Origin of the sequence: Enterobacter quasimori (assembly GCF_018597345.1) — a bacterium.
GTDB lineage: Bacteria > Pseudomonadota > Gammaproteobacteria > Enterobacterales > Enterobacteriaceae > Enterobacter > Enterobacter mori.
In genome coordinates this window covers 345,637-369,701 of sequence record NZ_JAHEVU010000002.1, presented here as the reverse complement: position 1 = coordinate 369,701, position 24,065 = coordinate 345,637, and the positions used below count along the sequence as shown (strand labels likewise).

Below are 24,065 nucleotides of genomic sequence, written 5' to 3'. Positions count from 1 at the left end.
TTTTTAAGCCAGTGCGCCGTAACCTTTAAGCCAGACAAAGGAGAAGGTTATGTCAGAACTCACCTTACAACATCATCGTACAGTGTGGCACTTCGTGCCGGGTCTTGCGCTCAGCGCCGTGATAACCGGCGCAGCATTATGGGGCGGCAGCATTCCCGCCGTTGCGGGCGCAGGTTTCAGCGCCTTAACGCTGGCCATTTTGCTCGGCATGGTGGTCGGGAATACCCTATACCCGCACATCTGGAAATCCTGCGACGGCGGTGTGATTTTCGCCAAGCAGCATCTGCTGCGCCTCGGGATCATTCTTTACGGCTTTCGCCTCACCTTTTCGCAGATTGCGGATGTGGGTGTGAGCGGGATTGCCATTGACGTCCTGACCCTGACCAGCACCTTTTTACTGGCCTGCTTTATCGGTCAGAAAGTCTTTGGGCTGGACAAGCACACCAGCTGGTTGATCGGTGCCGGGAGCAGTATCTGTGGGGCAGCGGCGGTGCTGGCAACAGAACCCGTCGTTAAAGCCGAAGCCAGCAAGGTAACCGTGGCGGTGGCGACGGTGGTGATCTTCGGTACGCTGGCGATCTTCCTCTACCCGGCGATGTACCCCCTGGTCGCCCACTGGTTTAGCCCGGAAACCTACGGCATCTATATCGGTTCGACCATGCACGAAGTGGCTCAGGTAGTCGCAGCAGGACACGCCATTAACCCGGAAGCCGAAAACGCGGCGGTGATTGCCAAAATGCTTCGCGTGATGATGCTGGCCCCGTTCCTGATTTTCCTGGCCGCGCGGGTTAAACAGCTGGCTCCGGCTGGCGGTAGCGAGAAGAGCAAAATCACCATTCCGTGGTTTGCTATCCTGTTCATCGTGGTGGCAATCTTTAACTCCTTCCACCTGCTGCCGAAAGCGGTAGTGGATATGCTGGTGACGCTGGACACCGTGCTGCTGGCGATGGCGATGGCGGCGCTGGGTGTGACCACTCACGTCAGCGCGCTGAAAAAAGCCGGTGCGAAACCGCTGCTGATGGCGCTGGTGCTCTTCATCTGGCTGATTGTCGGCGGTGGCGCGATTAACCTCGCCGTGCACAGCCTGATGGCATAAACCACTACATCCTTCTCCTGTTAACCCGCTATCATAAGCATTTCGGGTTAACAGGAGTCCCTTTATGAAATACGTTGGAGCGCACGTTAGCGCCGCCGGTGGCCTTGCGAATGCCGCCATACGCGCCGCCGAAATCGAGGCGACCGCTTTCGCCCTGTTCACCAAGAACCAGCGCCAGTGGCGCGCCGCGCCGCTCACTACAGACGTGATTGATGACTTCAAAGCCGCCTGTGAGAAATACCGCTACGGGCCCGGCCAAATTCTCCCGCACGACAGCTACCTGATTAACCTTGGGCACCCGGTTCAGGAAGCGCTGGAAAAATCACGCGAGGCGTTTCTGGATGAAGTACAGCGCTGCGAGCAGCTGGGGCTGACGCTGCTGAACTTCCATCCGGGCAGCCATCTGATGCAGATTGACGAAGATGCCTGCCTGGCGCGCATTGCCGAATCCATCAACATCACGCTGGACAAGACCCAGGGCGTCACCGCGGTAATTGAGAACACCGCCGGTCAGGGCAGTAACCTCGGATTTAGGTTCGAACATCTGGCGGCGATTATTGACGGCGTGGAAGATAAATCCCGCGTCGGCGTGTGCATTGATACCTGCCACGCGTTTGCGGCCGGTTATGACCTGCGCACCACCGAGGCAACGAAAAACACCTTCGAAGAGTTCGAGCGTATCGTGGGCTTTCAGTACCTGCGCGGCATGCACCTGAACGATGCAAAAAGTGCGTTCGGCAGCCGCGTTGACCGCCACCACAGCCTGGGCGAAGGCAACATCGGCCATGATGCGTTCCGCTTTATCATGCAGGACGCCCGCTTCGACGGTATTCCGATGGTGCTCGAAACCATTAACCCGGATATCTGGGCGGAAGAGATTGCCTGGCTGAAGGCGCAGCAAACCGCTGAACAGGCGGCATAAAAAAAGCCGGGTGCGTAATGCAACCCGGCTTTTTTGTTGTTTATCGCTTACGCTGCTTTTGCCACAACTTCCGCTTCCGGACGTTTCAGCACCGCATAAGACAGCCCCGCCACCAGCGTACCGGCAACAATCGCCAGCAGATAGCCCAGTACCGGCGTGATGGCGCCAGGGATCAGCAGCACGAACAGACCGCCGTGTGGTGCCATCAGCTTAGCGCCAATCGCCATAGAGATTGCCCCCGTTACCGCGCCACCGACGATACAGCATGGCAGAACGCGCATTGGGTCACGAGCCGCGAACGGAATCGCCCCTTCGGTAATGAAGCAGAGGCCCAGAACCAGCGCCGCTTTGCCGCCTTCCTGCTGTGCTTTGTCGAATTTACGACGGGCAACGATCGTTGCCAGACCGAGCGCCAGCGGTGGCACCATACCTGCCGCCATGATCGCCGCCATCGGCGCGTAGGTCTGGGTACTCAGCAGGCCAACGCCAAAGGCGTACGCCGCTTTGTTCACCGGACCACCCATGTCGGTACACATCATGCCGCCGAGGATCGCGCCCAGCAGAACCGCGTTAGCGGTGCCCATGGTTTGCAGCCAGTGGGTCAGACCCGCCAGGATGCCCGCAACCGGCTTACCAATCAGGTAAATCATCGCCAGACCGACCACCAGGCTGGAAATCAGCGGGATGATCAGAATCGGTTTCAGCGCCTCCATACTCTGCGGCAGCTTCAGCTTCGCGCTAATCAGCTTCGCAACGTAACCCGCCAGGAAACCGGCAATGATACCGCCGATAAAGCCAGAGCCGGTGCTCACCGCCAGCATACCGCCGATAAGGCCCGGCGTCAGGCCAGGACGGTCAGCGATGGAGAAGGCGATAAAGCCAGCCAGTACCGGTACCATCAATGCGAACGCGGAACCGCCGCCGATCTGCATTAACGCTGCCGCCAGGGTGCCTTCTTCTTTAAACGCGGTAATACCAAACGCGAAGGAGAGCGCGATACACAGACCCCCAGCCACCACCATCGGCAGCATGTAGGACACGCCGGTCAGCAGGTGGCGGTATGCGCCAGCAGACTCTTTTTTCCCTTCGGTCGGGGTTTTCGCTGCACCGGTCGCCTGATACGGCCTGGCTTCCACCAGCGCCTTATCAAATTCCTGAGCGGTCTTTTTCAGCGCCAGACCGGTAGAGGTGCGGTACATTGGCTTACCGGCAAATTTCGCCAGATCCACTTCGATATCCGCCGCCACGATCACCAGATCGGCTTCCGCCACTTCTTCAGGGGTAATCGCATTGCCCGCGCCAACCGAGCCGCGCGTTTCAACTTTCACCCACCAGCCGCGTTTTTTCGCTTCAGTTTCAATGGCTTCAGCCGCCATAAAGGTGTGCGCCACGCCTGTCGGACAGGCCGTAACCGCGACAACGCGTTTCGGACCGGAGGCCGCAGCCGGGGCCGCCGCCACAGGCGCACTGTACACCGTGGCGTGACCTTTCGCTTCGCTCAGGAACAGCTCAGGATGTGCCACCGCGCGATTAATATCGCCCAGCCACACTTTTTTGCCGTTCAGCGCGCTGTCTGCGGGGATTTTATCACCCAGGACAATCGCCAGTTCGGCATCGCCTGGGTTATCAATGATGTCCAGGTGTGCTTTTTGTGCCGCCGCGCCCAGCAGGGTCTTCGCCATGTAGGCGCGAGCCTGTCCGAGACCGGAGTCAATGATCAGCAGCGTTTTCATTATTCCTCTCCTGCTGTTAGTTAAACGGTTTTAAGTCAACGCGCGCCATCATCGCGGCTAACTGGGTACGATCGGTAATACCGACATTGCTCTGGCTCACGGCCAGGGCAGCAACGGCGGTGGCAAGACGTAACGTATGTTCACTGGATTCACGCATCAGCAGGCCGTAGATCAGCCCGCCGACCATGGAATCCCCCGCGCCAACGGTACTCACAACTTCCATTGACGGCGGTTTGGCAATCCATTCACCTGAAGCGTTAACCCACAACGCCCCTTCTGCACCCAGCGAGATCACCACGTGAGCGATACCCTGCTCGCGCAGCGCATGGGCAGCGTCAATCACATCCTTTAATTCTGGCAGCTTACGGCCGGCCCAGATCTCCAGTTCGCGACGATTTGGCTTCACCAGCCACGGAGAGGCTTTCAGACCCGCCACCAGCGCATCGCGGCTGCTGTCAAAAATAATGCACGGGCACTGGCTGCGCAGGCGCGTCATCCAGTCGGTGAAGGCTTCCGGGCTCACGCCGGACGGCAGACTGCCGCTGACGCACACCATGTCGAACTGGCCAAGCCAGGTCAGGGAGTCGGTGACAAAGCGTTCCCAGTCAGCAGGCGTCACTTCGAAGCCAGAGAAGTTGAGATCGGTGACTTCGCCGTCTTTCTCCGTCAGCTTAACGTTGATGCGGGTACGGCCCTGAACGACCTGGAAACGGTTGGCAATGCCCAGCTCGCTGAACAGCTGCTGGAAACCGTCCTGGTTATCTTTTCCGAGGAAGCCGCCGACGGTGACGTCGATACCGAGATCTTTCAGCACCTTCGCGACGTTAATCCCTTTACCTGCCGCATGCAGGCCAGTGGTACGCACGAGGTTCACTTCGCCGCGTTCAATTTCCGGGCAAAAGCCCACCAGGTCGTAAGCCGGGTTCAGCGTAATAGTCGCAACACGTCTGCTCATTATGCGCCCTCCCCCAGACCTGCCGCGATGGCATCGCCAATCGCTTTCAGCGCCTGTTCAGCATCGGCACCCTGTGCGGTGAAGCGCAGACGGTGGCCTTTTTTCACGCCCAGCGCGACTACTTTCATCAGGCTACGGCCATTCGCCGGTTTGCCTGAGCCATCCAGGTTGGTCACGGTAATCTCACTTTCGAATTGTTTAATGGTGTTCACCAGCATGGTGCCCGGACGGGCGTGCAGGCCGTGCTCATTACGCACCACGAACTCTGCGTTCAGCACGTCATCGGTCAGCGCATCGTCGCTGGTCAGCAGCGCAAGCACGGTGGCCGCATCAGCGTTCAGCAGTTTTTCAGCTTTGTTGTTCAGCAGGAGATCGCTCAGACGCTTCAGTACCGCAACCGGCTGGTCGTCGGCCATTGCGACGGTGACCAGCATCGCGGCGCGATCGCCGTCTACGTCAAACGCTGCTGCGGCGCGGCTGACGGCGACTGCGCTGCGCAGGTTGCCTTCAGCACTGTCGTTCAGCCAGACGCCCTGGCCCAGGTTCAGCGGCTTATCATTGATAGCGCGCGTAACGAATGCCGCATCGGCCGCACCGGCTTCCTTCAGGCGACCCGCGTTCAGCGCTTGCAGGGTCACAAGATCAGAGGCTGCAACATCCAGCGTCAGGGTTTCATTATCCAGTTTCAGCGCTTCGCTCTGTTTTTCACCCATCAGCAAGGCGCGCAGCTCTTCGGCCGTGGTGACAGACTTCAGCTGTTCCGCCACCGAGTCATCGCTCAGCACGTGCGTCAGCTGGCGCAGCAGGCCCAGGTGTTCGTCGCTGCTGGCGGCGATACCGATAGCCACATAAGCCACCTGACCGTCACCCCAGAGCACGCCCTGCGGGAACTGATAAACCTGCACGCCCGTTTTCAGCACCTGGTCGCGGGTGTCGGTGGTGCCGTGTGGAATAGCGATGCCATTGCCGAGGAACGTTGAGGTCTGCTGCTCGCGGGCCAGCATGCCGTTAACGTAGCCCTCTGCCACGTTACCTGCCTGTACGAGGGCAGCGGCAACCTGGCGAATAGCCTCTTCTTTCGTCCCGGCCTGTGCGCCCGGGTGAATATCCTGAACAGATAACTGGAACATGGTTCTCCTCTCCTGCTGAACTTGAATCGTTTCAGCCTTAATGAGAAAAAATGCGCTAACCTGCTCCGTCAGTTAAAACAAGATAGCGCTGAAACGTTTCAAAAAGTCTTGCTCTTTCTGTAAAGCGTTGCAAGGAAAGTTACATTTGGCTGTTCAGAATTTAGAGTTACAGCACATTTCTCCTTTCTTCAGCTGAATATTGCTGACGTTCAGCACGTCAGTTTCAGCTAATTTCAGCCACCATTTTCAAATTGAAATGCTATTTTGATTTTTTGTAGCAAAAGTGACCGCACCCTCTGTTTATTTAATGACTGGCGGCGTAAACTCCGCGTCTTTCTGACCCACGCTGATCCTGATACGAAAACATGCATAACACCCCCGCTGCCGCCTCACCAAAGCCCATTGATTTGACGTCAACGGCGTTTTTGATCGTTGCTTTCCTTACCGGGATCGCCGGGGCCTTACAAACGCCCACGCTGAGTTTATTTCTGACCAATGAAGTCCACGTCCGTCCGGCGATGGTAGGCTTCTTCTTTACCGGCAGCGCCATCATCGGCATCCTGGTCAGCCAGTTTCTGGCAGGACGTTCCGACAGAAAAGGCGATCGCAAAAGCCTGATTGTCTTTTGTTGCCTGCTGGGGGTATTCGCCTGCGTGCTGTTTGCCTGGAACCGTAACTATTTCATTTTGCTGTTCGTTGGGGTGTTTCTGAGCAGCTTTGGCTCTACCGCCAACCCGCAGATGTTTGCCCTGGCCCGCGAGCATGCCGACCAGACCGGACGCGAGGCGGTGATGTTCAGCTCGATTCTGCGCGCTCAGGTATCGCTGGCATGGGTTATTGGTCCACCGCTGGCTTACGCGCTGGCGATGGGCTTTGGCTTTACGGTGATGTACCTGAGTGCGGCGGTGGCCTTTGTCGTGTGCGGCACCATGGTGTGGTTCTTCCTGCCCTCAATGCGTAAAGAGCCGAAACTGGCGACAGGCGCGCTGGAAGCACCGCGTCGTAACCGCCGCGATGCCTTGCTCCTCTTCATCATCTGTACGCTGATGTGGGGCACCAACAGCCTTTATATCATCAACATGCCGCTGTTTATTATTGATGAACTGCACCTGCCGGAGAAGCTGGCGGGCATCATGATGGGGACGGCCGCTGGCCTTGAGATCCCGACCATGCTGATTGCTGGCTATTACGCAAAGCGCTTTGGGAAACGTTTTTTAATGCGCATCGCGGCGGTCGCCGGGCTGCTGTTCTATGTCGGGATGCTGACGGTGCATACGCCCGCGCTGCTGCTGGCTTTACAGCTGCTGAACGCCATCTATATCGGCATTCTCGCCGGGATTGGCATGCTCTACTTCCAGGATTTAATGCCGGGTCAGGCAGGCTCTGCCACCACCCTTTATACTAATACCACCCGCGTGGGCTGGATTATTGCGGGCTCGATGGCCGGTGTCGTGGCGGAGATCTGGAACTACCACACGGTATTCTGGATTGCCCTGGTAATGTGTGTCCTGACGATAACCTGTCTGACGCGGATCAAAGACGTTTAGGGCGCGGTGAGCGCTTCCAGCTCAAGCAGGTACGTCATCGCCTGCGCTCGCGTACTGCCGCACATGTCCGCGGAAGGCTGAAGCCCGGAGCACACCTTCGGGCGCAGGGGCGACCCAAAGATCATACAGAGATTAGCGTCAGAAAGCTGAACGCAGCGGGTATTGGCAGGCTTGCCCTCCGGCATTCCTGGAATGGGGCTTGAAATGGACGGTGCAGTACAGCACGCGCCACAATCTGGACGACAATCCATAAATGCTCTCAGTCAGTATTGAACGCCCGCGCAGTCGGGCATCGGGCGCACAGTAACACCTTTTTTGTATTGATAGCAAAAGCCACGAATTCCGCTTGCCTGAAAGGCCGCGCGCGAGTAATTTGGCGCGATATTTTTTACCTCCCGTAAACAGGATTACTGCAATGCCAAGAGCGAACGAAATTAAGAAAGGTATGGTACTGAATTACAACGGCAAACTGCTGATTGTGAAAGATATCGACATTCAGGCACCTAGCGCCCGTGGTGCAGCGACGCTGTACAAAATGCGTTTCGCCGATGTGCGTACCGGCCTGAAAGTGGAAGAACGCTTTAAAGGTGACGATATCGTTGATACCGTGACCCTGACCCGTCGCTACGTTGATTTCTCCTACATCGACGGCAACGAATATGTATTCATGGACAAAGAAGATTACACCCCGTACATCTTCACCAAAGATCAGATCGAAGAAGAGCTGCTGTTTATCCCTGAAGGCGGTATGCCGGATATGCAGGTGCTGACCTGGGACGGCGTGCTGCTGGCGCTGGAGCTGCCTCAGACCGTGGATCTGGAAATCGTGGAAACCGCACCGGGCATCAAAGGCGCGTCAGCCAGCGCGCGTAACAAACCGGCTACCCTGACCACCGGCCTGGTTGTGCAGGTGCCAGAATACCTGTCTGCTGGTGAGAAGATCCGCATCCATATCGAAGAAAAACGCTATATGGGTCGCGCTGACTGATTGCGGCATTTGTCGGGTGGCGCTACGCTTACCCGACCTACAAAAACACAAAAACCGGCTCTCAGGCCGGTTTTTTATTGTAGGCCCGGTAAGCGCAGCGCCACCGGGCAACAGAGCTTACATAAGCTCCGGATACTTCGTCATCTTCAGCGCCAGCTCAACGCCGCGCACTTCTGCCATCCCTTTCAGGCGACCAATCGCCGAATAGCCCGGGTTGGTTTTCTTACGCAGATCGTCCAGCATCTGGTGTCCGTGATCCGGACGGAACGGAATAGGACGCACATCGCCCGCGTGCTTGCGGCGCACTTCTTCCGCCAGAATGGCGTCCACCACCGCTACCATATTCACGTCACCGTTCAGGTGCGCGGCTTCGTGGAAGGTTTTCGGGTTCTCTTCGCGGCAGGTTGCACGCAAATGCGTGAAGTGAATACGATCGCCAAAGGTTTCAATCATCCTTACCAGGTCGTTATCCGCACGCACGCCGTAAGAACCGGTACACATCGTAAAGCCGTTATAGATACTGTCTACCGTCTCTTTCAGCCACTGCATATCTTCAATCGTCGAGACGATACGCGGCAGGCCGAGGATTGGACGCGGAGGATCGTCCGGGTGAACAGCAAGACGAACGCCGGACTCTTCCGCGACCGGCACGATGGCGCGCAGGAAGTACGCCATGTTTTCGCGCAGCTGGTTTTTATCGATATCACCGTATTCCGCCAGACGCGCGCGGAACTGGTCCAGCGTGTACCCCTCTTCCGCCCCCGGCAGCCCGGCAATGATGTTGCGGGTCAGCTTTTCAATATCCGCTTCACTTGCCGCGTGGAACCACGCAAGCGCCTGCTGCTGCTCTTCTGCGGTGTAATCCGCTTCAGCACCTGGGCGCTTCAGAATGTGCAGCTCAAACGCCGCAAACGCGATCTGGTCGAAACGCAGCGCTTTAGAACCATCCGCCATCTGGTATTCAAGATCGGTACGCGTCCAGTCCAGGATAGGCATAAAGTTATAGCAGACCGTATCAATGCCGCAGGCCGCCAGATTACGGATGCTTTGCTGATAGTTGGCAATCCAGGTCTGGTATTCACCCGAATGGGTTTTGATATCCTCATGGACCGGAATACTTTCCACAACTGACCAGGTTAACCCCTTCTCCGCCAGCAACGCCTGACGCTGTTGAATTTCCTCAACCGGCCATACCTGACCGTTAGGAATATGATGCAGTGCCGTGACAACGCCTGTCGCGCCTGCCTGACGCACATCATCAAGAGAAACCGGATCGTTCGGCCCGTACCAACGCCAGGTTTGTTCCATTGCCTCATCCTCTCAAGTTGTTATACCAATATGGGTTACTGCGATGACGACTACCATACATGTTTACCGCAAAGGGTCAACACAGCGCCACACATTGATTGATCAAACTCACAGAACGGGGATATTTACGGCTTACCAATTCAATTTGTTGTCATATAACTTTACACTGCCATTGTTAATTAATGGTTAATCAGGTGTGTATTTGATGAAGACAATTGCCTCCACCACGCTTCCTGCCCGCGTGCAGCAGCCTCGCTACGATCGCCAGCAATTACGCTCGCGCATTGTCCATTTTGGCTTCGGCGCATTTCACCGCGCGCATCAGGCGTTGTTAACAAACCGGGTGCTGAATGAGAAAGGAGGCGACTGGGGTATTTGTGAAATTAGCCTCTTCAGCGGTGATGTGCTGATGAGCCAGCTGCGCGCGCAGGATCATCTCTTTACCGTGCTGGAGAAAGGTGCGGAGGGGAACCAGGCTATTGTTGTCGGCGCGGTACATGAATGTCTGAATGCCAAACTCGATTCGCTGGCGGCCATTATTGAGAAATTTTGCGAACCGCAGGTTGCGATTGTCTCCCTCACCATCACGGAAAAAGGCTATTGCATCGATCCGGCGACCGGCAAGCTGGATATGCACAATACCCGCATTCTGCACGATCTGGAAAACCCGACCGAGCCGCATTCCGCACCGGGGATCCTGGTCGAAGCCCTTCACCGCCGTCGCGAACGCGGCCTGCCGCCGTTTACCGTTCTCTCCTGCGACAATATCCCGGACAACGGCCATGTCGTAAAAAACGCCGTGCTCGGGATGGCGCAAAAACGTTCCGCTGAGCTGGCCGGGTGGATTGATGCTCACGTGAGTTTCCCGGGCACGATGGTCGACAGAATTGTCCCCGCCGCAACCGAAACCTCGCTTGCGGAAATCACGCAGGAACTTGGCGTTAACGATCCCTGCGCCATCAGCTGCGAGCCGTTTATTCAGTGGGTGGTCGAAGATAACTTTGTCGCCGGACGCCCTGAGTGGGAAGCTGCGGGCGTGCAGATGGTGAAGGATGTTCTACCCTGGGAACAAATGAAGTTGCGGATGCTCAACGGCAGCCACTCGTTTCTGGCTTATCTGGGATACCTCGCCGGATACGCGCATATCAATGAATGCATGGAGGACGCGAGCTTCCGCGAAGCCGCCCGCCGCGTAATGCTGAACGAGCAGGCTCCCACTTTGCGCATCACAGACGTGGATCTCACGGCCTATGCCGACAGCCTTATCGACCGTTTTGCGAATCCCGCACTGCAGCATCGAACCTGGCAAATCGCGATGGACGGCAGCCAGAAGCTGCCTCAGCGCATGCTGGACGGGATCCGCGTTCACCTCGAACGTAACAGCGCGTGGCCGCTGCTGGCGCTGGGGGTTGCAGGCTGGATCCGCTACGTCAGCGGCACGGATGAGCGCGGAGACGCGATTGATGTTCGCGACCCGCTTAGTGATAAAATCCAGTCACTCGTCAAGGCCAGCAGTGAAGCGGAGCGCGTGAATGCCCTGCTGACGCTGAGCGAAGTCTTTGGACAGGATCTGCCTCATAACAGCGTCTTTGTAGATGCGGTAAACGAGGCATATCAGCGCCTCACCCGCTGCGGTGCGCGTCAGGCTGTTATTGAAACGTTAAATATTTAACCATTCTTGCCCTTAAGGCGAACGGAAAACCTCTCCGTTCGCCCTTCCCCCTTCTCATGACGCTTTTTTTTCGCCAGGATGATGGCTAATTGTTATAGCATCACGGTAAGTCATGGGAGCGCATGTGACCAAAACCAACCTCATCACCGGTTTTCTCGGCAGCGGAAAAACCACCTCAATTTTGCACCTGCTCGCGAATAAAGACCCGGCAGAAAAGTGGGCCGTACTGGTCAACGAATTTGGCGAAGTGGGCATCGATGGCGCATTGCTGTCTGACAGCGGGGCAACGATCAAAGAGATCCCGGGCGGCTGTATGTGTTGCGTGAATGGTTTACCCATGCAGGTTGGGCTGAACACGCTGCTGCGCCAGGGTAAACCGGACCGTCTGCTGATAGAGCCGACCGGGCTGGGCCACCCTAAGCAGATCCTCGATTTGCTGACCGCCCCGGTTTACGAGCCATGGATCGACCTGCGCGCCACGCTGTGTCTTCTGGATCCGCGCCTGCTTCTGGACGAGAAGGCCGTGGCCAATGAAAACTTCCGCGATCAGCTCGCCGCGGCAGATATCATCGTGGCGAATAAAGAGGATCGCGCAACGGCTGAAAGCCGGGCGGCGTTAGATGCCTGGTGGCAACATTTCGGCGGCGATCGTCAACGGGTTCACACCACTCAGGGCAAAATTGATAATGCCCTGCTCGATCTCCCCCGTCTGAACCTGGCGGAACTGCCCGTCAGCGCCGAACACGCGCACAGCCACGCGGTGAAACAGGGTCTGGCTGCCCTGAGCCTGCCGGAACATCAGCGCTGGCGTCGTAATCTCAACAGCGGTCAGGGCTACCAGGCCTGCGGATGGATCTTCGATGCCGATACGGTTTTTGACACCATCGGTATTCTGGAATGGGCCAGACTTGCTCCGGTCGATCGCGTCAAAGGCATTATGCGAACCCCGGACGGGCTGGTACGCATCAATCGCCAGGGCGCAGATTTCTTTATCGAAACGCAAAATGTTGCCCCCCCGGACAGCCGGATAGAGTTAATTAGTGCGGTTAACGCCGACTGGAACACGCTGCAGACCAACCTGTTGAAGCTTCGTTTAAGTTCCGACGGCTAACGTTGCCCCAGATTTCAAACGATGCTGAACGCTATGACGACTCGATTTCCCTTAATATTGCTGCTGAATGCTGCCGGCCTGGCACTCTTTTTATCCTGGTATCTGCCGGTGAACCATGGTTTCTGGTTCCCGCTGGATTCCAGTATTTTCCACTTCTTCAACCAGGCGCTGGTGAAGAGTGAAACCTTCCTGTGGCTGGTCGCAATTACCAACAATCGCGCCTTCGACGGCTGTTCACTGCTGGCCATGGGCTGCCTGATGCTCTCTTTCTGGCTGAAGGAAGATACAACAGGACGTCGCCGCATAGTGCTCACAGGCCTGGTCATGCTGCTGACTGCGGTAGTGATTAACCAGCTGGCGCAACATTTGATGCCGGTAAAACGCGCAAGTCCTTCGCTCTATTTCCCGGATATTCACCGCGTCAGCGAATTACTGCATATCCCGACTAAAGATGCGTCTAAGGACAGTTTCCCAGGCGATCACGGTATGATGCTGCTTATTTTTTCAGCATTCATGTTGCGCTATTTTGGCAAGAAAGCCTTTGCGACGGCGCTGGTAATTGTGGTGGTATTTGCTTTCCCGCGCGTCATGATTGGCGCTCACTGGCTGACAGATATTGTCGTGGGTTCGCTCTCTGCGGTGCTGATTGGTTTGCCGTGGGTGCTGATGACGCCGTTAAGCGATCGCTTAATTGCCGTATTTGATCGCTATCTTCCCGGCAAAAAGCAATAAATCACTAACAAATAATCCACTATAATTAACGCAAACGGTCAGGGAACATCACGTTCCCTGATAGTCCTTAGCGCTCACCTTTCCCTCGCTGTCATCTTCTCGTCATCTTTTTCATGTTTGAAATGAAGCAATTGCATGAAAAAAGACCGTTTCTGACGCCATTTTGTGCATTTACGATTTTTTACTTTCTGTATCACAATTTCTTATAAAAAATAGGACTTTTTTGCTCGCAATGCCCTTTGCGATCGGGTAATCTCGAACTCGTTTTGCCCCACTGAGATAATTATTATCATGGTGAATAAATTTGTGCACTGCGCCACAAATCTGACCAGAAAGAATTGTCTCAATGTGAACAGCTAATTAGTCTCGTCACGTTTGGCATTTTTATAACGATATTTATCGTTAAGGACTTCAAGGGAAAATAAACAAAATGGTCAAATCTCAACCGATTTTGAGATATTTCATGCGGGGGCTCCCGGCGATAGCAGTAGCGGTTCTGCTTTCGGCATGTAGTACATCGAACACCGCTAAGAATATGCATCCTGAGACGCGTGTTGTGGGAACAGAAGATTCCTCGTCACTGCAAGCCTCTCAGGATGAATTTGAGAATATGGTGCGTAATCTGGACGTGAAGTCCCGTATTATGGACCAGTATGCTGACTGGAAAGGCGTGCGTTATCGTCTTGGCGGCAGCACGAAAAAAGGCATTGATTGTTCCAGTTTCGTACAACGAACCTTCCGCGAACAATTTGGGTTAGATCTTCCGCGTTCAACTTATGAACAGCAGGAGACAGGCAAGTCGATTTCGCGTTCCAAACTGCGTACCGGTGATTTAGTTCTGTTCCGTGCGGGTTCTACGGGTCGACATGTTGGCATCTACATTGGCAACGACCAGTTCGTTCATGCTTCCACCAGCAGCGGTGTGACCATTTCCAGCATGAATGAACCGTACTGGAAGAAGCGCTACAACGAAGCGCGCCGTGTATTGACCCGCAGTTAATATGATGATTGTATCGTTGGTTATCCCTTGGCTGGCGATATAATAAAAAAAAGCACTGCTTCGGCGGTGTTTTTTTTTGCCCGTTACACTGAATACATTCAGCGGCTACTCAGGAATCACGATCTCTATGTTCACCCGCTACTTTTCCAGTCATCGCAAGATACTGTTTCTCAGTATTGTCACAGGGCTGTTTGTCGCCCTGCTCCTGGGCACATTGCAGTTTTTCTGGAGTTACCACAAGCGGGAAGTCAGGTTCGATACCCTGATTGAAGATGTGAGCATCTACATGGAGAGCTACTTCGGGGAGCTAAAAGAGTCTATCGATATACTCCAGCCGCTTACGCTGAACAGTTGCCATGAGGTTAACGCTGAACTGACTTCACGCGCTGCCTTCAGTATTAATGTGCGCGCCTTCCTGCTGGTCAGAGACAAAATAGCGTTCTGCTCTTCCGCCACAGGGCCGATGAGTTCCCCGATGGAAGCGCTTATACCCGAGCTGCACATCAACAAGCCGATCGATATTGCGCTGTTGTCCGGCACGCCCATGCTGCCGAATAAACCGGCCATTGCCATCTGGTATCGTAATCCCCTGGTTAAGGACGGCGGCGTCTTTACCTCGGTGAATCTCAATCTGACACCGTACCTGCTCTATGCCGCGCGTCAGGACGAGTTCGCGGGTATTGCCATCATCATTGGCGACAACGCGTTGTCGACGATGTCCAGCACGCTGGTTAAGGCGAAAGATCTCCATGAAAACGCCGCCCGCACCGCCACGCTGAAAGACATTCCTCTGACCATCAAGATCTATGCTGAAGCCTGGACCAGCGAGGAAATCCTCTTCGCCCTCTTCTTCGGGCTGGTGTGCGGCATAGCCGCCGGAACGCTCAATTTTTATATTCTGACCATACGTCTGAATCCGGGTAAGGAAATTTTAACCGCGATTAAGCACAATCAGTTCTATGTGGTGTATCAGCCCGTGGTCGATGCTAAAGAGCTGAAAATGCGCGGTGTGGAAGTGCTGATGCGCTGGAAGCACCCGACGATGGGCGAAATCCCGCCGGATGCGTTTATTAACTTTGCTGAAGCACAAAAGCTGATTGTTCCGCTGACGCTGCATCTTTTTGATCTCATTATTCGTGACGCACCGGTACTACAAAGCGTATTGCCTGCGGGAGCCAAGCTCGGGATAAACATCGCGCCTGGACATTTGCATGCGGAGAGTTTTAAAGAGGATATGCAACGCTTCAACGCCTCGCTGCCGCCCGATCATTTCCAGACGGTACTGGAAATCACCGAGCGCGACATGATTAATCAGCGCGAGGCCAACCCGCTTTTTGAATGGCTGCACAATGAAGGCTTTGAAATCGCGATTGATGATTTCGGGACCGGCCACAGTGCCCTGATTTATCTCGAGCATTTCACAATGGACTACATCAAAATCGACCGGGGTTTTGTCAATGCCATTGGAACCGAAACCGTTACATCGCCCGTACTTGATGCCGTATTGACCCTCGCAAGGCGACTGAACATGTCCACCGTCGCCGAAGGAGTGGAAACGCCCGAGCAGGCGGCCTGGCTGCGCGAGCATGGCGTTAACTTCCTGCAGGGATACTGGATCAGTCGCCCTATGCCGCTGGCGCAGTTTCGCACATGGCAACCCGATATGATGTCCGGTGAATAATTTCACAATGGCGGCGACGTCACTTATTATTCAGTTTTAATGTGAACGAAGGATCCGCCACGAGATGTTTATGCGCGTCGTAGTGATGTTAATGGCGGTGGTGAGCCTGTCCAGCCAGGCGCAAACCATCAAAGAGAGCACGGCATTCGCGGTGATTGGCGAACCTAAATACGCGGTTAATTTTACCCACTACGATTACGTCAACCCCGCCGCGCCTAAAGGCGGAAACGTGACGCTCTCCGCCACGGGCACCTTCGATAACTTTAACCGCTTTGCCCTGCGCGGCGTGGCGGCGGCGCGAACGGAGTCCCTCTATGACACGCTGTTTGTGACGTCAGACGATGAGCCGGGCAGCTACTACCCGCTGGTGGCGGAAAACGTACGTTACGCGGATAACTTCGCGTGGGCCGACATTTCACTTAACCCGCAGGCGCGTTTTCATGATGGCACGCCGGTTAGCGCCCGCGACGTGGCCTTCACGTTTCACAAGTTTATGACCGAAGGGGTTCCGCAGTTCCGTCTGGTGTACAAAGGCACCACCGTGAAAGCTATCGCCCCGCTGACCGTGCGTATCGAACTGAGCGAACCAAACAAGGAGAATATGCTGAGCCTGTTCTCCTTGCCCGTCATGCCCGAGTCCTTCTGGAAAAACCACAAGCTGAGCGACCCGCTCTCCACGCCGCCGCTGGCGGGTGGCCCGTATCGCATTACCGACTGGCGAATGGGGCAGTATGTGGTCTATTCCCGCGTCAAAGATTACTGGGCTGCTAATCTTCCGGTAAACCGTGGCCGCTGGAACTTTGACACCCTTCGCTATGATTATTACCTTGACGATAACGTGGCGTTTGAGGCGTTTAAAGCGGGTGCGTTTGATTTGCGCGTGGAGAGCAGTGCCAAAAACTGGGCTACGCGCTATATCGGGAAAAACTTTGCCAACGGTTACATCGTTAAAGACGAGCATAAAAATGAATCTGCCCAGGATACCCGCTGGCTGGCGTTTAACATCCAGCGCCCGGTATTCAGCGACCGTCGGGTGCGCGAGGCGATTACCCTGGCGTTCGATTTCGAGTGGATGAACAAGGCGCTGTTTTACGGTGCCTACAGCCGCGCTAACAGCTATTTCCAGAACACTGAGTATGCCGCTCGCGACTATCCTGATGCCGATGAGCTGGTCTTGCTGGCTCCGCTGAAGGCGGAACTCCCGCCAGAGGTCTTTACGAGCGTGTTTGAACCGCCTAAATCCGACGGTAAGGGCTTTGACCGTGACAACCTTCTGAAAGCCAGCGCGCTGCTGGATGAGGCGGGATGGCACCTGAAAAATCAAAAACGGGTGAACGTGCAAACGGGCAAACCGCTGAGTTTCGAGCTCCTGCTCGCTTCAGGGGCAAATGACCAGTGGGTACTGCCGTTTAAGCAGAATCTCGCCCGGCTGGGGATTACTCTGAATATCCGCCAGGTGGATATCGCTCAGCTCACCAACCGCAAGCGCAGCCGGGATTACGATATGATGCAGAGCCTGTGGGCCGCTCAGCCGTGGCCCAGCGGCGATTTGCAAATTTCATGGGCCTCCAGCTATATCAACTCCTCCTACAATGCCCCCGGCGTTAAGAGCCCGGCAATCGACGCGCTGATTGAGAAAATCGTGGCCGCGCAGGGCGATAAAGATAAATTGCTTCCGCTTGGCCGCGCGCTCGACAGGGTGTTAACCTGGAACTACTACATGCTGCCAATGTGGTACATGGGCGAAGATCGCCTTGCCCGTTGGGACAAATTCTCGCTGCCCGCTGTGCGCCCTGTCTATACGCTGGGTTTCGATACCTGGTGGTATGACGTGAACAAAGCCGCCAAACTGCCCGCAGAGCGGCGTTAAGGAATAACAATGGGTGCTTATCTGATCCGCCGCTTGCTGCTGGTTATCCCGACGCTGTGGGCCATCATCACGATTAACTTTTTCATCGTCCAGATTGCCCCTGGCGGGCCGGTGGATCAGGCTATCGCCGCCGTGGAATTTGGCCACAGCGGGGGGATGCCCGGCGGCGGGGGTGAAGGGATGGGCGCGAGTCACGCAAGGACCGGCGTGGGCAATATCAGCGAGAGCCACTACCGCGGCGGGCGCGGGTTGGATCCCGAGGTGATCGCCGAGATCACCCATCGCTACGGCTTTGATAAACCGCTGCATGAACGTTATTTCAAGATGCTCTGGGATTACGTGCGCTTTGATTTTGGCGATAGCCTGTTTCGCAGCGCGTCCGTGCTGACGTTAATTAAGCAAAGCCTGCCGGTTTCCGTCACGCTTGGCCTGTGGGGGACGCTGATTATCTATCTGGTCTCCATTCCGTTGGGCATTCGAAAAGCGGTCCACAACGGCAGCCGCTTTGATATCTGGAGCAGTACCTTCATCATCATCGGCTATGCGATTCCGGCGTTTCTGTTTGCGGTTCTGCTTATCGTCTTTTTCGCCGGGGGGAGTTATTTCGATATTTTCCCGCTCAGGGGATTGGTGTCAGCTGATTTCAGCACCCTGCCGTGGTATCAAAAAATCACCGATTATTTCTGGCACATCACGCTGCCGGTCCTCGCGACGGTCATTGGCGGTTTTGCCGCCCTGACGATGCTGACCAAAAATGCCTTCCTTGATGAAATCCGCAAACAGTATGTCGTCACCGCGCGCGCAAAGGGTGTGGGTGAAAAACAGATCATGTGGAAGCACGTTTTCCGCAACGCGATGCTGCTGGTGATTGCCGGATTCCCGGCCACCTTCATCAGCATGTTTTTTACCGGCTCGCTGCTGATTGAGGTGATGTTCTCCCTGAACGGCCTGGGACTGCTGGGCTATGAGGCCACCGTCTCGCGCGATTACCCGGTCATGTTTGGCACACTCTATATTTTCACCCTGATTGGCCTGCTGCTGAATATCATCAGTGATATCAGCCATACGCTGGTCGATCCCCGAATCGATTTTGAGGGCCGCTGATGCCGCGTTTAAGCCCCGTCAACCAGGCCCGCTGGGCACGCTTTCGCCATAACCGCCGCGGCTACTGGTCGCTGTGGATCTTCGCCGTGCTGTTTATCTTAAGCATGTGCGCCGAGCTGATTGCGAACGATAAGCCGCTGCTGGTGCATTTTAACGACCGCTGGTATGTGCCTGTGTTGAACAACTACAGCGAGAGTGATTTTGGCGGCCCGTTTGCGACCCCGGCTGAATATCAGGATCCGTGGCTTCGCGATCAAATCGACAGGCACGGCTGGGCGCTCTGGGCCCCCATTCGCTTTGGCGCAAACAGCATCAACTTTGCTACCTCAACCCCCTTCCCTTCGCCTCCCTCCGCGCAGAACTGGCTGGGAACCGACGCGAACGGCGGTGACGTGCTGGCGCGCATTCTCTACGGCACGCGGATCTCCCTGCTCTTCGGGCTGATGCTGACGCTCTTTTCCAGCGTGATGGGCGTCGTCGCGGGGGCCGTTCAGGGCTATTACGGCGGTAGGCTCGATCTCTGGGGGCAACGCATCATAGAAGTCTGGTCGGGTATGCCAACGCTGTTTCTGATCATCCTCCTTTCCAGCGTAGTGCAGCCTGGCTTCTGGTGGCTGCTGGGGATCACCGTCCTGTTTGGCTGGATGGCGCTGGTGGGCGTAGTGCGCGCGGAATTCCTGCGCACGCGAAACTTTGACTATATCCGCGCCGCACAGGCGCTGGGCGTCAGCGATCGGGCGATTATTTTCCGCCATATGCTCCCCAACGCCGTGGTCGCAACCCTGACGTTTCTGCCCTTTATTTTGTGCAGTTCCATCACCACCCTCACCTCGCTTGATTTCCTTGGTTTTGGGCTGCCGCTCGGCTCGCCATCGCTCGGCGAACTGTTGCTGCAAGGCAAGAACAATCTTCAGGCGCCGTGGCTTGGCATCACTGCGTTTCTCTCAGTGGCCGTGCTGCTTTCGCTGCTGATCTTTATTGGCGAAGCCGTGCGCGATGCCTTTGATCCCGACAAGGCGGTATAGATGACGCAACCTCTTCTGAGCATTGAAAACCTGTCTATTGCCTTTTCGAAGCAGGGCGAGACCCGCACGGTGGTGGATGACCTGTCACTGAAGATCCAGCGAGGCGAAACGCTGGCGCTGGTGGGGGAATCGGGTTCCGGTAAGAGCGTCTCGGCCCTCTCCATCCTGCGTCTGCTCCCTTCCCCGCCGGTTAGCTATCCGCAGGGTGACATTCTGTTCCATGGCAGTTCGCTGCTGCACGCGGATGAGCAAACCCTGCGCGGGATCCGCGGCAATAAGATTGCCATGATTTTTCAGGAGCCGATGGTCTCGCTCAACCCGCTGCATACGCTGGAAAAACAGCTCTACGAAGTGCTGTCACTTCACCGGGGCATGCGCAAAGAGGCGGCGCGGGGTGAAATTCTCGATTGCCTTGAACGCACGGGCATTCGCAATGCCGCCAAACGGCTGACCGATTTTCCGCACCAGCTCTCCGGCGGAGAGCGTCAGCGCGTGATGATCGCCATGGCGCTGCTGACGCGTCCTGAACTGCTGATCGCCGATGAACCGACGACGGCACTGGACGTGACGGTTCAGGCGCAAATATTGACGCTGCTGCGGGAACTGCGTGACGAGCTGAACATGAGCCTGCTGTTTATTACGCACAACCTGGGCATAGTGAGAAAGCTCGCTGACAGCGTGGCGGTGATGCAAAACGGGCGATGCGTCGAGCAAAATACGGCAACCTCGCTGCTGACGGCGCCTCAACACCCCTATACGCAGCGCCTGCTCAACAGCGAACCCTCCGGCGACCCCGTTCCCCTGGATGCCGACAGCGAGCCGCTGCTGCGCGTTGAGGGGCTGGGCGTTTCATTTCCCGTTCGTAAAGGCATTTTACGGCGCGTTGTCGATCGGAACCCGGTTCTGAAAGATATCCGCTTTTCTCTGCGTCCCGGTGAATCGCTGGGGCTGGTTGGTGAGTCGGGTTCTGGCAAAAGCACAACCGGTCTGGCGCTGCTGCGCTTGATCGCCTCGCAGGGTGAGATCCTCTTTGACGGCATTCCGCTGCACGCCCGGAACCTTCACCAGATGTTGCCCGTGCGTCCACGCATGCAGGTTGTTTTTCAGGATCCCAACTCCTCGCTTAACCCAAGACTGAGTATTTTGCAGATTGTTGAAGAGGGGTTACGCGTCCATCGTCCCACGCTGAGCGCTCAGCAACGTGAAGAAGAGGTGATGCTCGTCATGGCTGAAGTGGGATTAGATCCCGCCACGCGCCACCGCTATCCCGCGGAATTTTCCGGCGGCCAGCGCCAGCGCATCGCCATTGCCCGCGCGCTGATCCTGAAACCTGAGTTGATCATTCTTGATGAACCCACCTCTTCACTCGACAGAACCGTACAGGCGCAGATCCTGACGCTGTTAAAAGGGTTACAGGAGAAGCATCGGCTGGCCTATATCTTCATCAGCCACGATTTACAGGTGGTGCGGGCGTTGTGCCATCAGGTGATTGTGTTGCGGCAGGGAGAAGTCGTCGAACAGGGAGAGTGCCAGCGCGTATTCACTGCACCGACGCAGAGCTACACGCGCCAGCTGCTGTCAGCAGACTAGCGCTCAGAAAGGATATTGGCCAGAGAAAGGCTCGGCAATCGCCACGCCGAAGTTTTTCAGACGGCAGGTGGCAGCGAATTCATCCTGGCTGTTCACAAACAGGCAAGGCTCGCCTTCGCATTCCAGCACCGAGCTATCCACTTCGATATCCGTCAGCGCCTGACTGAGGCGCTCCATGACCGGCCATGCATTTTCGTCGCTCGGACTCAGCAGTTTGAGCGCAACCAGACAATTCTCGCACCCTGCGCCGCTTTGCGGAATCGGTTCAACTTTCGAACCTGCAAAGCCCGCCGACCAGCGATAGCTCTGGGGCAAGCGATGGACAATGGAGAGTTGTAATGTATTCACGTTCGTTCCCCGGAAGCAAAAATTACTTCACAATTTATTTACATTTATAGTATCACATGATTGCAAACCTGCACTAATTAGCGGTTTTTATAGGCATTGCAGGCTCGCGTGGGCGCTATATGTACCCGTTTCTGCGATCTAACTCAACCTTTTTAAATACAATGATGTGACTTTTTACACAAATAGATTTTACATAAAAGAAACAAACACGGGGTAAACGAACAGCGCTTTGGTTGATATGCATCAACAAAAAGGCCCGATTCGGGCCCTCAGCGTGCTTTAGTGAACGGCTTTACGCGGCCGACTGGCATACAGATAGAAGAGAATGGAGCTGGTTGCGCAGAAAGCGATTGCCCACAGCATCGGCCATGCGGTGTTAAACGTGGCCATCGAGAGCAGCGCCCCAACGACAGCGCCGATCCCAAAGCGGAACGTCCCCGCCAGTGACGACGCCGTGCCTGCCATATGCGGGAATTCGTCAAGGATAACCGCCATCGCGTTGGAAGAGACCATCGACACGCAGCCGACAAACGCCGCCACGCCCACCACCAGCGCCCAGAAGCCAATCCCCAGGAACGCGCTCACCACCATCCAGATAGCCATAACGAACTGGATCCACAGCCCGGCGCGGAACATATTGATCGCCCCTACGCGCCTTACAAAGCGGCTGTTGATGATGGTCATGACAAACAGGAACACGATGTTCAGCGCAAAGTAATAGCCAAAGTGCTGCGGTGAAACGTGGTTCAGCTCGATATAAACAAACGGCCCGGCGCTCAGGAAGGAGAACATTCCGGCAAAGCTGAAGCCGCTCGCCAGCATGTAGCTCAGCACGCGCTTATGGCGAAACAGCGAGGCGAAATTCCCCATTGTGGTACGAATGTGGAACTTCTGCCGACGCTCGACGGGCAGCGTTTCATCAATGAAGAAGAAAATCATCGCCGAGGCCAGCAGCGCGGCAACCGCCAGGATCCAGAAAATGGCGTGCCAGCTGAACCACACCAGCACGGCACCACCAACCATCGGGGCCACCAGCGGCGCAATGGTGGTGACCAGCATGACGAACGACATCATGCGGGAGAACTCTTCTTTCGGGTAGACATCGCGCATCAGGGCGTTGATCACCACGCTCGCGGCGGCGGCGGCCAGACCGTGGAAAAAGCGCATGATGATCAGCTGATCGATACTCTGCGCCAGCGCACAGGCGACGGCTGCGCCCGCAAAGACCAGCGTTCCCCCCAGGATAACAGGCTTGCGCCCGAGGCTATCCGCCATCGGCCCATAAAGAAGCTGACCGATAGCAAAACCGAGAATATAGGTACTGAGCGTCATCTGCGCGCTGCCCGCCGGTACGCCAAACTGCGCGGAAATCACCGGCAGCGCGGGCAGATACATATCGATGGAGAGCGGCATCAGCATCGCCAGCAGGCCAAGGATGAAAACGATCTTGAAAGACGAGTGTGGCCTGGTGGTCACAGAGTTCTCCTGAAATTTAGCGTGAAGGCAGACCGACGCTGGCGATCTCTTCTTCCGTTAACGGGCGGTATTCGCCTGGCTCGAGATCCGGGTCAAGCTCAATCGCACCAATACGTTCACGGTGCAGGCCCACAACGTGGTTGCCCACTGCGGCGAACATCCGTTTCACCTGGTGATAGCGACCTTCGCTGATAGTCAGACGCACTTCCGTCGGAGTGATGACTTCAAGCACCGCCGGTTTGGTCAGATCTTTTTCATTATGCAGCTGAACGCCTTTGGTGAATTGCTCTGCCGTGTCATCCGATACCGGCGACTCCAGCGTGACCAGATAGGTTTTCTCGCAGTGATGGCGCGGAGAGGTGATGCGGTGAGACCACTGACCGTCATCGGTCATCAGCACCAGACCGGTAGTATCGATATCCAGACGGCCCGCGGCATGCAGCTTGTGCGCCACTGGCTCATCGAGGAAATAGAGCACCGTCGGGTGATCCGGATCGTCCGTTGAACAGACGTAGCCTTCCGGTTTGTTGAGCATGAAATAGCGCGGACCGTGCTGCTGGGTCAGCGGATTGCCGTCATACTCCACCTGATGTTCAGGCTGGAGTTTGAAAGCGGTGTCTTTCACAATGTCGCCATCCACGGTAACGCGGCTGGCGCGAATTTCGCGCCCGGCAATAGCGCGGCTTACGCCGAGTTGCTGAGCGATAAACTTATCAAGTCGCATGAAATCTTTTTAGCCTTAATGGTGCTGGAAGTCGGACAACGCGCCCGAAAAAG

General features: G+C 55.9%; 21 protein-coding genes. 13 read left to right on the top strand and 8 right to left on the bottom strand.

Features of this window, described 5'->3' with window-relative positions:
* The first annotated feature begins 49 nt into the window (after positions 1-49).
* A complete protein-coding gene (locus KK102_RS10130) occupies positions 50-1,096 on the top strand; it encodes a YeiH family protein (protein WP_089597957.1) in 1,047 nt (348 codons plus the stop codon).
* A 64-nt stretch (positions 1,097-1,160) separates the two neighbouring features.
* Positions 1,161-2,018 carry a deoxyribonuclease IV gene (gene nfo, locus KK102_RS10125; RefSeq protein ID WP_126544421.1) on the top strand — a complete coding sequence of 286 codons (858 nt, stop codon included), beginning with the start codon at positions 1,161-1,163 and terminating at the stop codon, positions 2,016-2,018.
* Between the two features lie 47 nt (positions 2,019-2,065).
* Here nfo and fruA read toward each other — a convergent pair whose 3' ends face one another.
* The 3 genes from fruA to fruB are packed head-to-tail and all read right to left on the bottom strand — an operon-like array spanning position 2,066 to position 5,836.
* Positions 2,066-3,751 (bottom strand): PTS fructose transporter subunit IIBC, encoded by a 1,686-nt coding sequence (gene fruA, locus KK102_RS10120; RefSeq protein ID WP_216357497.1) that lies wholly within the window; start codon positions 3,749-3,751, stop codon positions 2,066-2,068.
* A 16-nt stretch (positions 3,752-3,767) separates the two neighbouring features.
* Positions 3,768-4,706 (bottom strand): 1-phosphofructokinase, encoded by a 939-nt coding sequence (gene fruK, locus KK102_RS10115; RefSeq protein WP_126544419.1) that lies wholly within the window; start codon positions 4,704-4,706, stop codon positions 3,768-3,770.
* Positions 4,706-5,836: a fused PTS fructose transporter subunit IIA/HPr protein gene (fruB, locus tag KK102_RS10110; RefSeq protein WP_216357496.1), complete on the bottom strand. Its 1,131-nt coding sequence runs from the start codon at positions 5,834-5,836 to the stop codon at positions 4,706-4,708. Before fruB ends, fruK begins: the two co-directional genes overlap by 1 nt.
* 365 nt (positions 5,837-6,201) lie before the next feature.
* Between fruB and setB the strand changes: the two genes are divergently transcribed.
* Positions 6,202-7,383 (top strand): sugar efflux transporter SetB, encoded by a 1,182-nt coding sequence (gene setB / locus KK102_RS10105; protein ID WP_216357495.1) that lies wholly within the window; start codon positions 6,202-6,204, stop codon positions 7,381-7,383.
* On the opposite strand, the gene KK102_RS10100 is transcribed toward setB, so the two are convergent.
* Entirely contained in the window at positions 7,380-7,634 is a 255-nt protein-coding gene (locus KK102_RS10100; RefSeq protein WP_126544416.1) for a YkgJ family cysteine cluster protein, read from the bottom strand. The two genes, setB and KK102_RS10100, sit on opposite strands and share 4 nt — an antisense overlap.
* Before the next feature lie 164 nt (positions 7,635-7,798).
* On the opposite strand from KK102_RS10100, the gene yeiP reads away from it, so the two are divergent.
* On the top strand, positions 7,799-8,371 hold the full coding sequence (yeiP, locus tag KK102_RS10095) for an elongation factor P-like protein YeiP (protein ID WP_008500940.1): 573 nt from the start codon (positions 7,799-7,801) through the stop codon (positions 8,369-8,371).
* 117 nt (positions 8,372-8,488) lie between these two features.
* Here the strand turns inward: yeiP and uxuA are convergent, their stop codons facing one another.
* Positions 8,489-9,679, bottom strand: coding sequence for a mannonate dehydratase (uxuA, locus tag KK102_RS10090; protein WP_216357494.1), 1,191 nt, complete (start codon positions 9,677-9,679; stop codon positions 8,489-8,491).
* A gap of 205 nt (positions 9,680-9,884) precedes the next feature.
* On the opposite strand from uxuA, the gene KK102_RS10085 reads away from it, so the two are divergent.
* The 9 genes from KK102_RS10085 (at position 9,885) to yejF (ending at position 21,464) form a co-directional block, all read left to right on the top strand.
* Positions 9,885-11,351, top strand: a complete 1,467-nt coding sequence (locus tag KK102_RS10085) for a mannitol dehydrogenase family protein (protein ID WP_216357493.1) — start codon at positions 9,885-9,887, stop codon at positions 11,349-11,351.
* A gap of 124 nt (positions 11,352-11,475) precedes the next feature.
* On the top strand, positions 11,476-12,462 hold the full coding sequence (locus KK102_RS10080; RefSeq protein ID WP_216357492.1) for a CobW family GTP-binding protein: 987 nt from the start codon (positions 11,476-11,478) through the stop codon (positions 12,460-12,462).
* 33 nt (positions 12,463-12,495) lie between these two features.
* Positions 12,496-13,194, top strand: coding sequence for a phosphatase PAP2 family protein (locus tag KK102_RS10075; protein WP_148102928.1), 699 nt, complete (start codon positions 12,496-12,498; stop codon positions 13,192-13,194).
* Between the two features lie 430 nt (positions 13,195-13,624).
* On the top strand, positions 13,625-14,194 hold the full coding sequence (gene mepS, locus KK102_RS10070) for a bifunctional murein DD-endopeptidase/murein LD-carboxypeptidase (protein WP_126544411.1): 570 nt from the start codon (positions 13,625-13,627) through the stop codon (positions 14,192-14,194).
* 127 nt (positions 14,195-14,321) lie between these two features.
* Positions 14,322-15,875 (top strand): cyclic di-GMP phosphodiesterase, encoded by a 1,554-nt coding sequence (locus KK102_RS10065; protein WP_126544410.1) that lies wholly within the window; start codon positions 14,322-14,324, stop codon positions 15,873-15,875.
* Positions 15,876-15,939: 64 nt separating this feature from the next.
* On the top strand, positions 15,940-17,745 hold the full coding sequence (locus KK102_RS10060) for an extracellular solute-binding protein (RefSeq protein WP_126544409.1): 1,806 nt from the start codon (positions 15,940-15,942) through the stop codon (positions 17,743-17,745).
* 9 nt (positions 17,746-17,754) lie between these two features.
* Positions 17,755-18,849, top strand: a complete 1,095-nt coding sequence (locus KK102_RS10055) for a microcin C ABC transporter permease YejB (RefSeq protein WP_216357491.1) — start codon at positions 17,755-17,757, stop codon at positions 18,847-18,849.
* Positions 18,849-19,874 carry an ABC transporter permease gene (locus KK102_RS10050; protein WP_126544407.1) on the top strand — a complete coding sequence of 342 codons (1,026 nt, stop codon included), beginning with the start codon at positions 18,849-18,851 and terminating at the stop codon, positions 19,872-19,874. Before KK102_RS10055 ends, KK102_RS10050 begins: the two co-directional genes overlap by 1 nt.
* A complete protein-coding gene (gene yejF, locus KK102_RS10045; protein WP_216357490.1) occupies positions 19,875-21,464 on the top strand; it encodes a microcin C ABC transporter ATP-binding protein YejF in 1,590 nt (529 codons plus the stop codon).
* 3 nt (positions 21,465-21,467) lie between these two features.
* Here the strand turns inward: yejF and KK102_RS10040 are convergent, their stop codons facing one another.
* The 3 genes from KK102_RS10040 to rsuA all read right to left on the bottom strand — a co-directional run bounded on the left by KK102_RS10040 (position 21,468) and on the right by rsuA (position 24,012).
* Positions 21,468-21,812: a YejG family protein gene (locus KK102_RS10040; protein WP_010433471.1), complete on the bottom strand. Its 345-nt coding sequence runs from the start codon at positions 21,810-21,812 to the stop codon at positions 21,468-21,470.
* 279 nt (positions 21,813-22,091) lie between these two features.
* Positions 22,092-23,288, bottom strand: a complete 1,197-nt coding sequence (locus KK102_RS10035) for a Bcr/CflA family multidrug efflux MFS transporter (protein ID WP_126544405.1) — start codon at positions 23,286-23,288, stop codon at positions 22,092-22,094.
* A 16-nt stretch (positions 23,289-23,304) separates the two neighbouring features.
* Positions 23,305-24,012, bottom strand: a complete 708-nt coding sequence (gene rsuA / locus KK102_RS10030; protein WP_216357489.1) for a 16S rRNA pseudouridine(516) synthase RsuA — start codon at positions 24,010-24,012, stop codon at positions 23,305-23,307.
* Positions 24,013-24,065: the final 53 nt, after the last annotated feature.

What these genes read in the sequence shown, in the direction of transcription:
- setB (WP_216357495.1), top strand. Translation starts at nt 6,202, where the DNA reads ATGCATAACACCCCCGCTGCCGCCTCACCAAAGCCCATTGATTTGACG.
- KK102_RS10130 (WP_089597957.1), top strand. Translation starts at nt 50, where the DNA reads ATGTCAGAACTCACCTTACAACATCATCGTACAGTGTGGCACTTCGTG.
- KK102_RS10085 (WP_216357493.1), top strand. Translation starts at nt 9,885, where the DNA reads ATGAAGACAATTGCCTCCACCACGCTTCCTGCCCGCGTGCAGCAGCCT.
- fruB (WP_216357496.1), bottom strand. Translation starts at nt 5,836, where the DNA reads ATGTTCCAGTTATCTGTTCAGGATATTCACCCGGGCGCACAGGCCGGG.
- KK102_RS10075 (WP_148102928.1), top strand. Translation starts at nt 12,496, where the DNA reads ATGACGACTCGATTTCCCTTAATATTGCTGCTGAATGCTGCCGGCCTG.
- KK102_RS10065 (WP_126544410.1), top strand. Translation starts at nt 14,322, where the DNA reads ATGTTCACCCGCTACTTTTCCAGTCATCGCAAGATACTGTTTCTCAGT.
- rsuA (WP_216357489.1), bottom strand. Translation starts at nt 24,012, where the DNA reads ATGCGACTTGATAAGTTTATCGCTCAGCAACTCGGCGTAAGCCGCGCT.
- uxuA (WP_216357494.1), bottom strand. Translation starts at nt 9,679, where the DNA reads ATGGAACAAACCTGGCGTTGGTACGGGCCGAACGATCCGGTTTCTCTT.
- KK102_RS10100 (WP_126544416.1), bottom strand. Translation starts at nt 7,634, where the DNA reads ATGGATTGTCGTCCAGATTGTGGCGCGTGCTGTACTGCACCGTCCATT.
- KK102_RS10060 (WP_126544409.1), top strand. Translation starts at nt 15,940, where the DNA reads ATGTTTATGCGCGTCGTAGTGATGTTAATGGCGGTGGTGAGCCTGTCC.
- fruA (WP_216357497.1), bottom strand. Translation starts at nt 3,751, where the DNA reads ATGAAAACGCTGCTGATCATTGACTCCGGTCTCGGACAGGCTCGCGCC.
- yeiP (WP_008500940.1), top strand. Translation starts at nt 7,799, where the DNA reads ATGCCAAGAGCGAACGAAATTAAGAAAGGTATGGTACTGAATTACAAC.
- fruK (WP_126544419.1), bottom strand. Translation starts at nt 4,706, where the DNA reads ATGAGCAGACGTGTTGCGACTATTACGCTGAACCCGGCTTACGACCTG.
- yejF (WP_216357490.1), top strand. Translation starts at nt 19,875, where the DNA reads ATGACGCAACCTCTTCTGAGCATTGAAAACCTGTCTATTGCCTTTTCG.
- KK102_RS10055 (WP_216357491.1), top strand. Translation starts at nt 17,755, where the DNA reads ATGGGTGCTTATCTGATCCGCCGCTTGCTGCTGGTTATCCCGACGCTG.
- nfo (WP_126544421.1), top strand. Translation starts at nt 1,161, where the DNA reads ATGAAATACGTTGGAGCGCACGTTAGCGCCGCCGGTGGCCTTGCGAAT.
- mepS (WP_126544411.1), top strand. Translation starts at nt 13,625, where the DNA reads ATGGTCAAATCTCAACCGATTTTGAGATATTTCATGCGGGGGCTCCCG.
- KK102_RS10050 (WP_126544407.1), top strand. Translation starts at nt 18,849, where the DNA reads ATGCCGCGTTTAAGCCCCGTCAACCAGGCCCGCTGGGCACGCTTTCGC.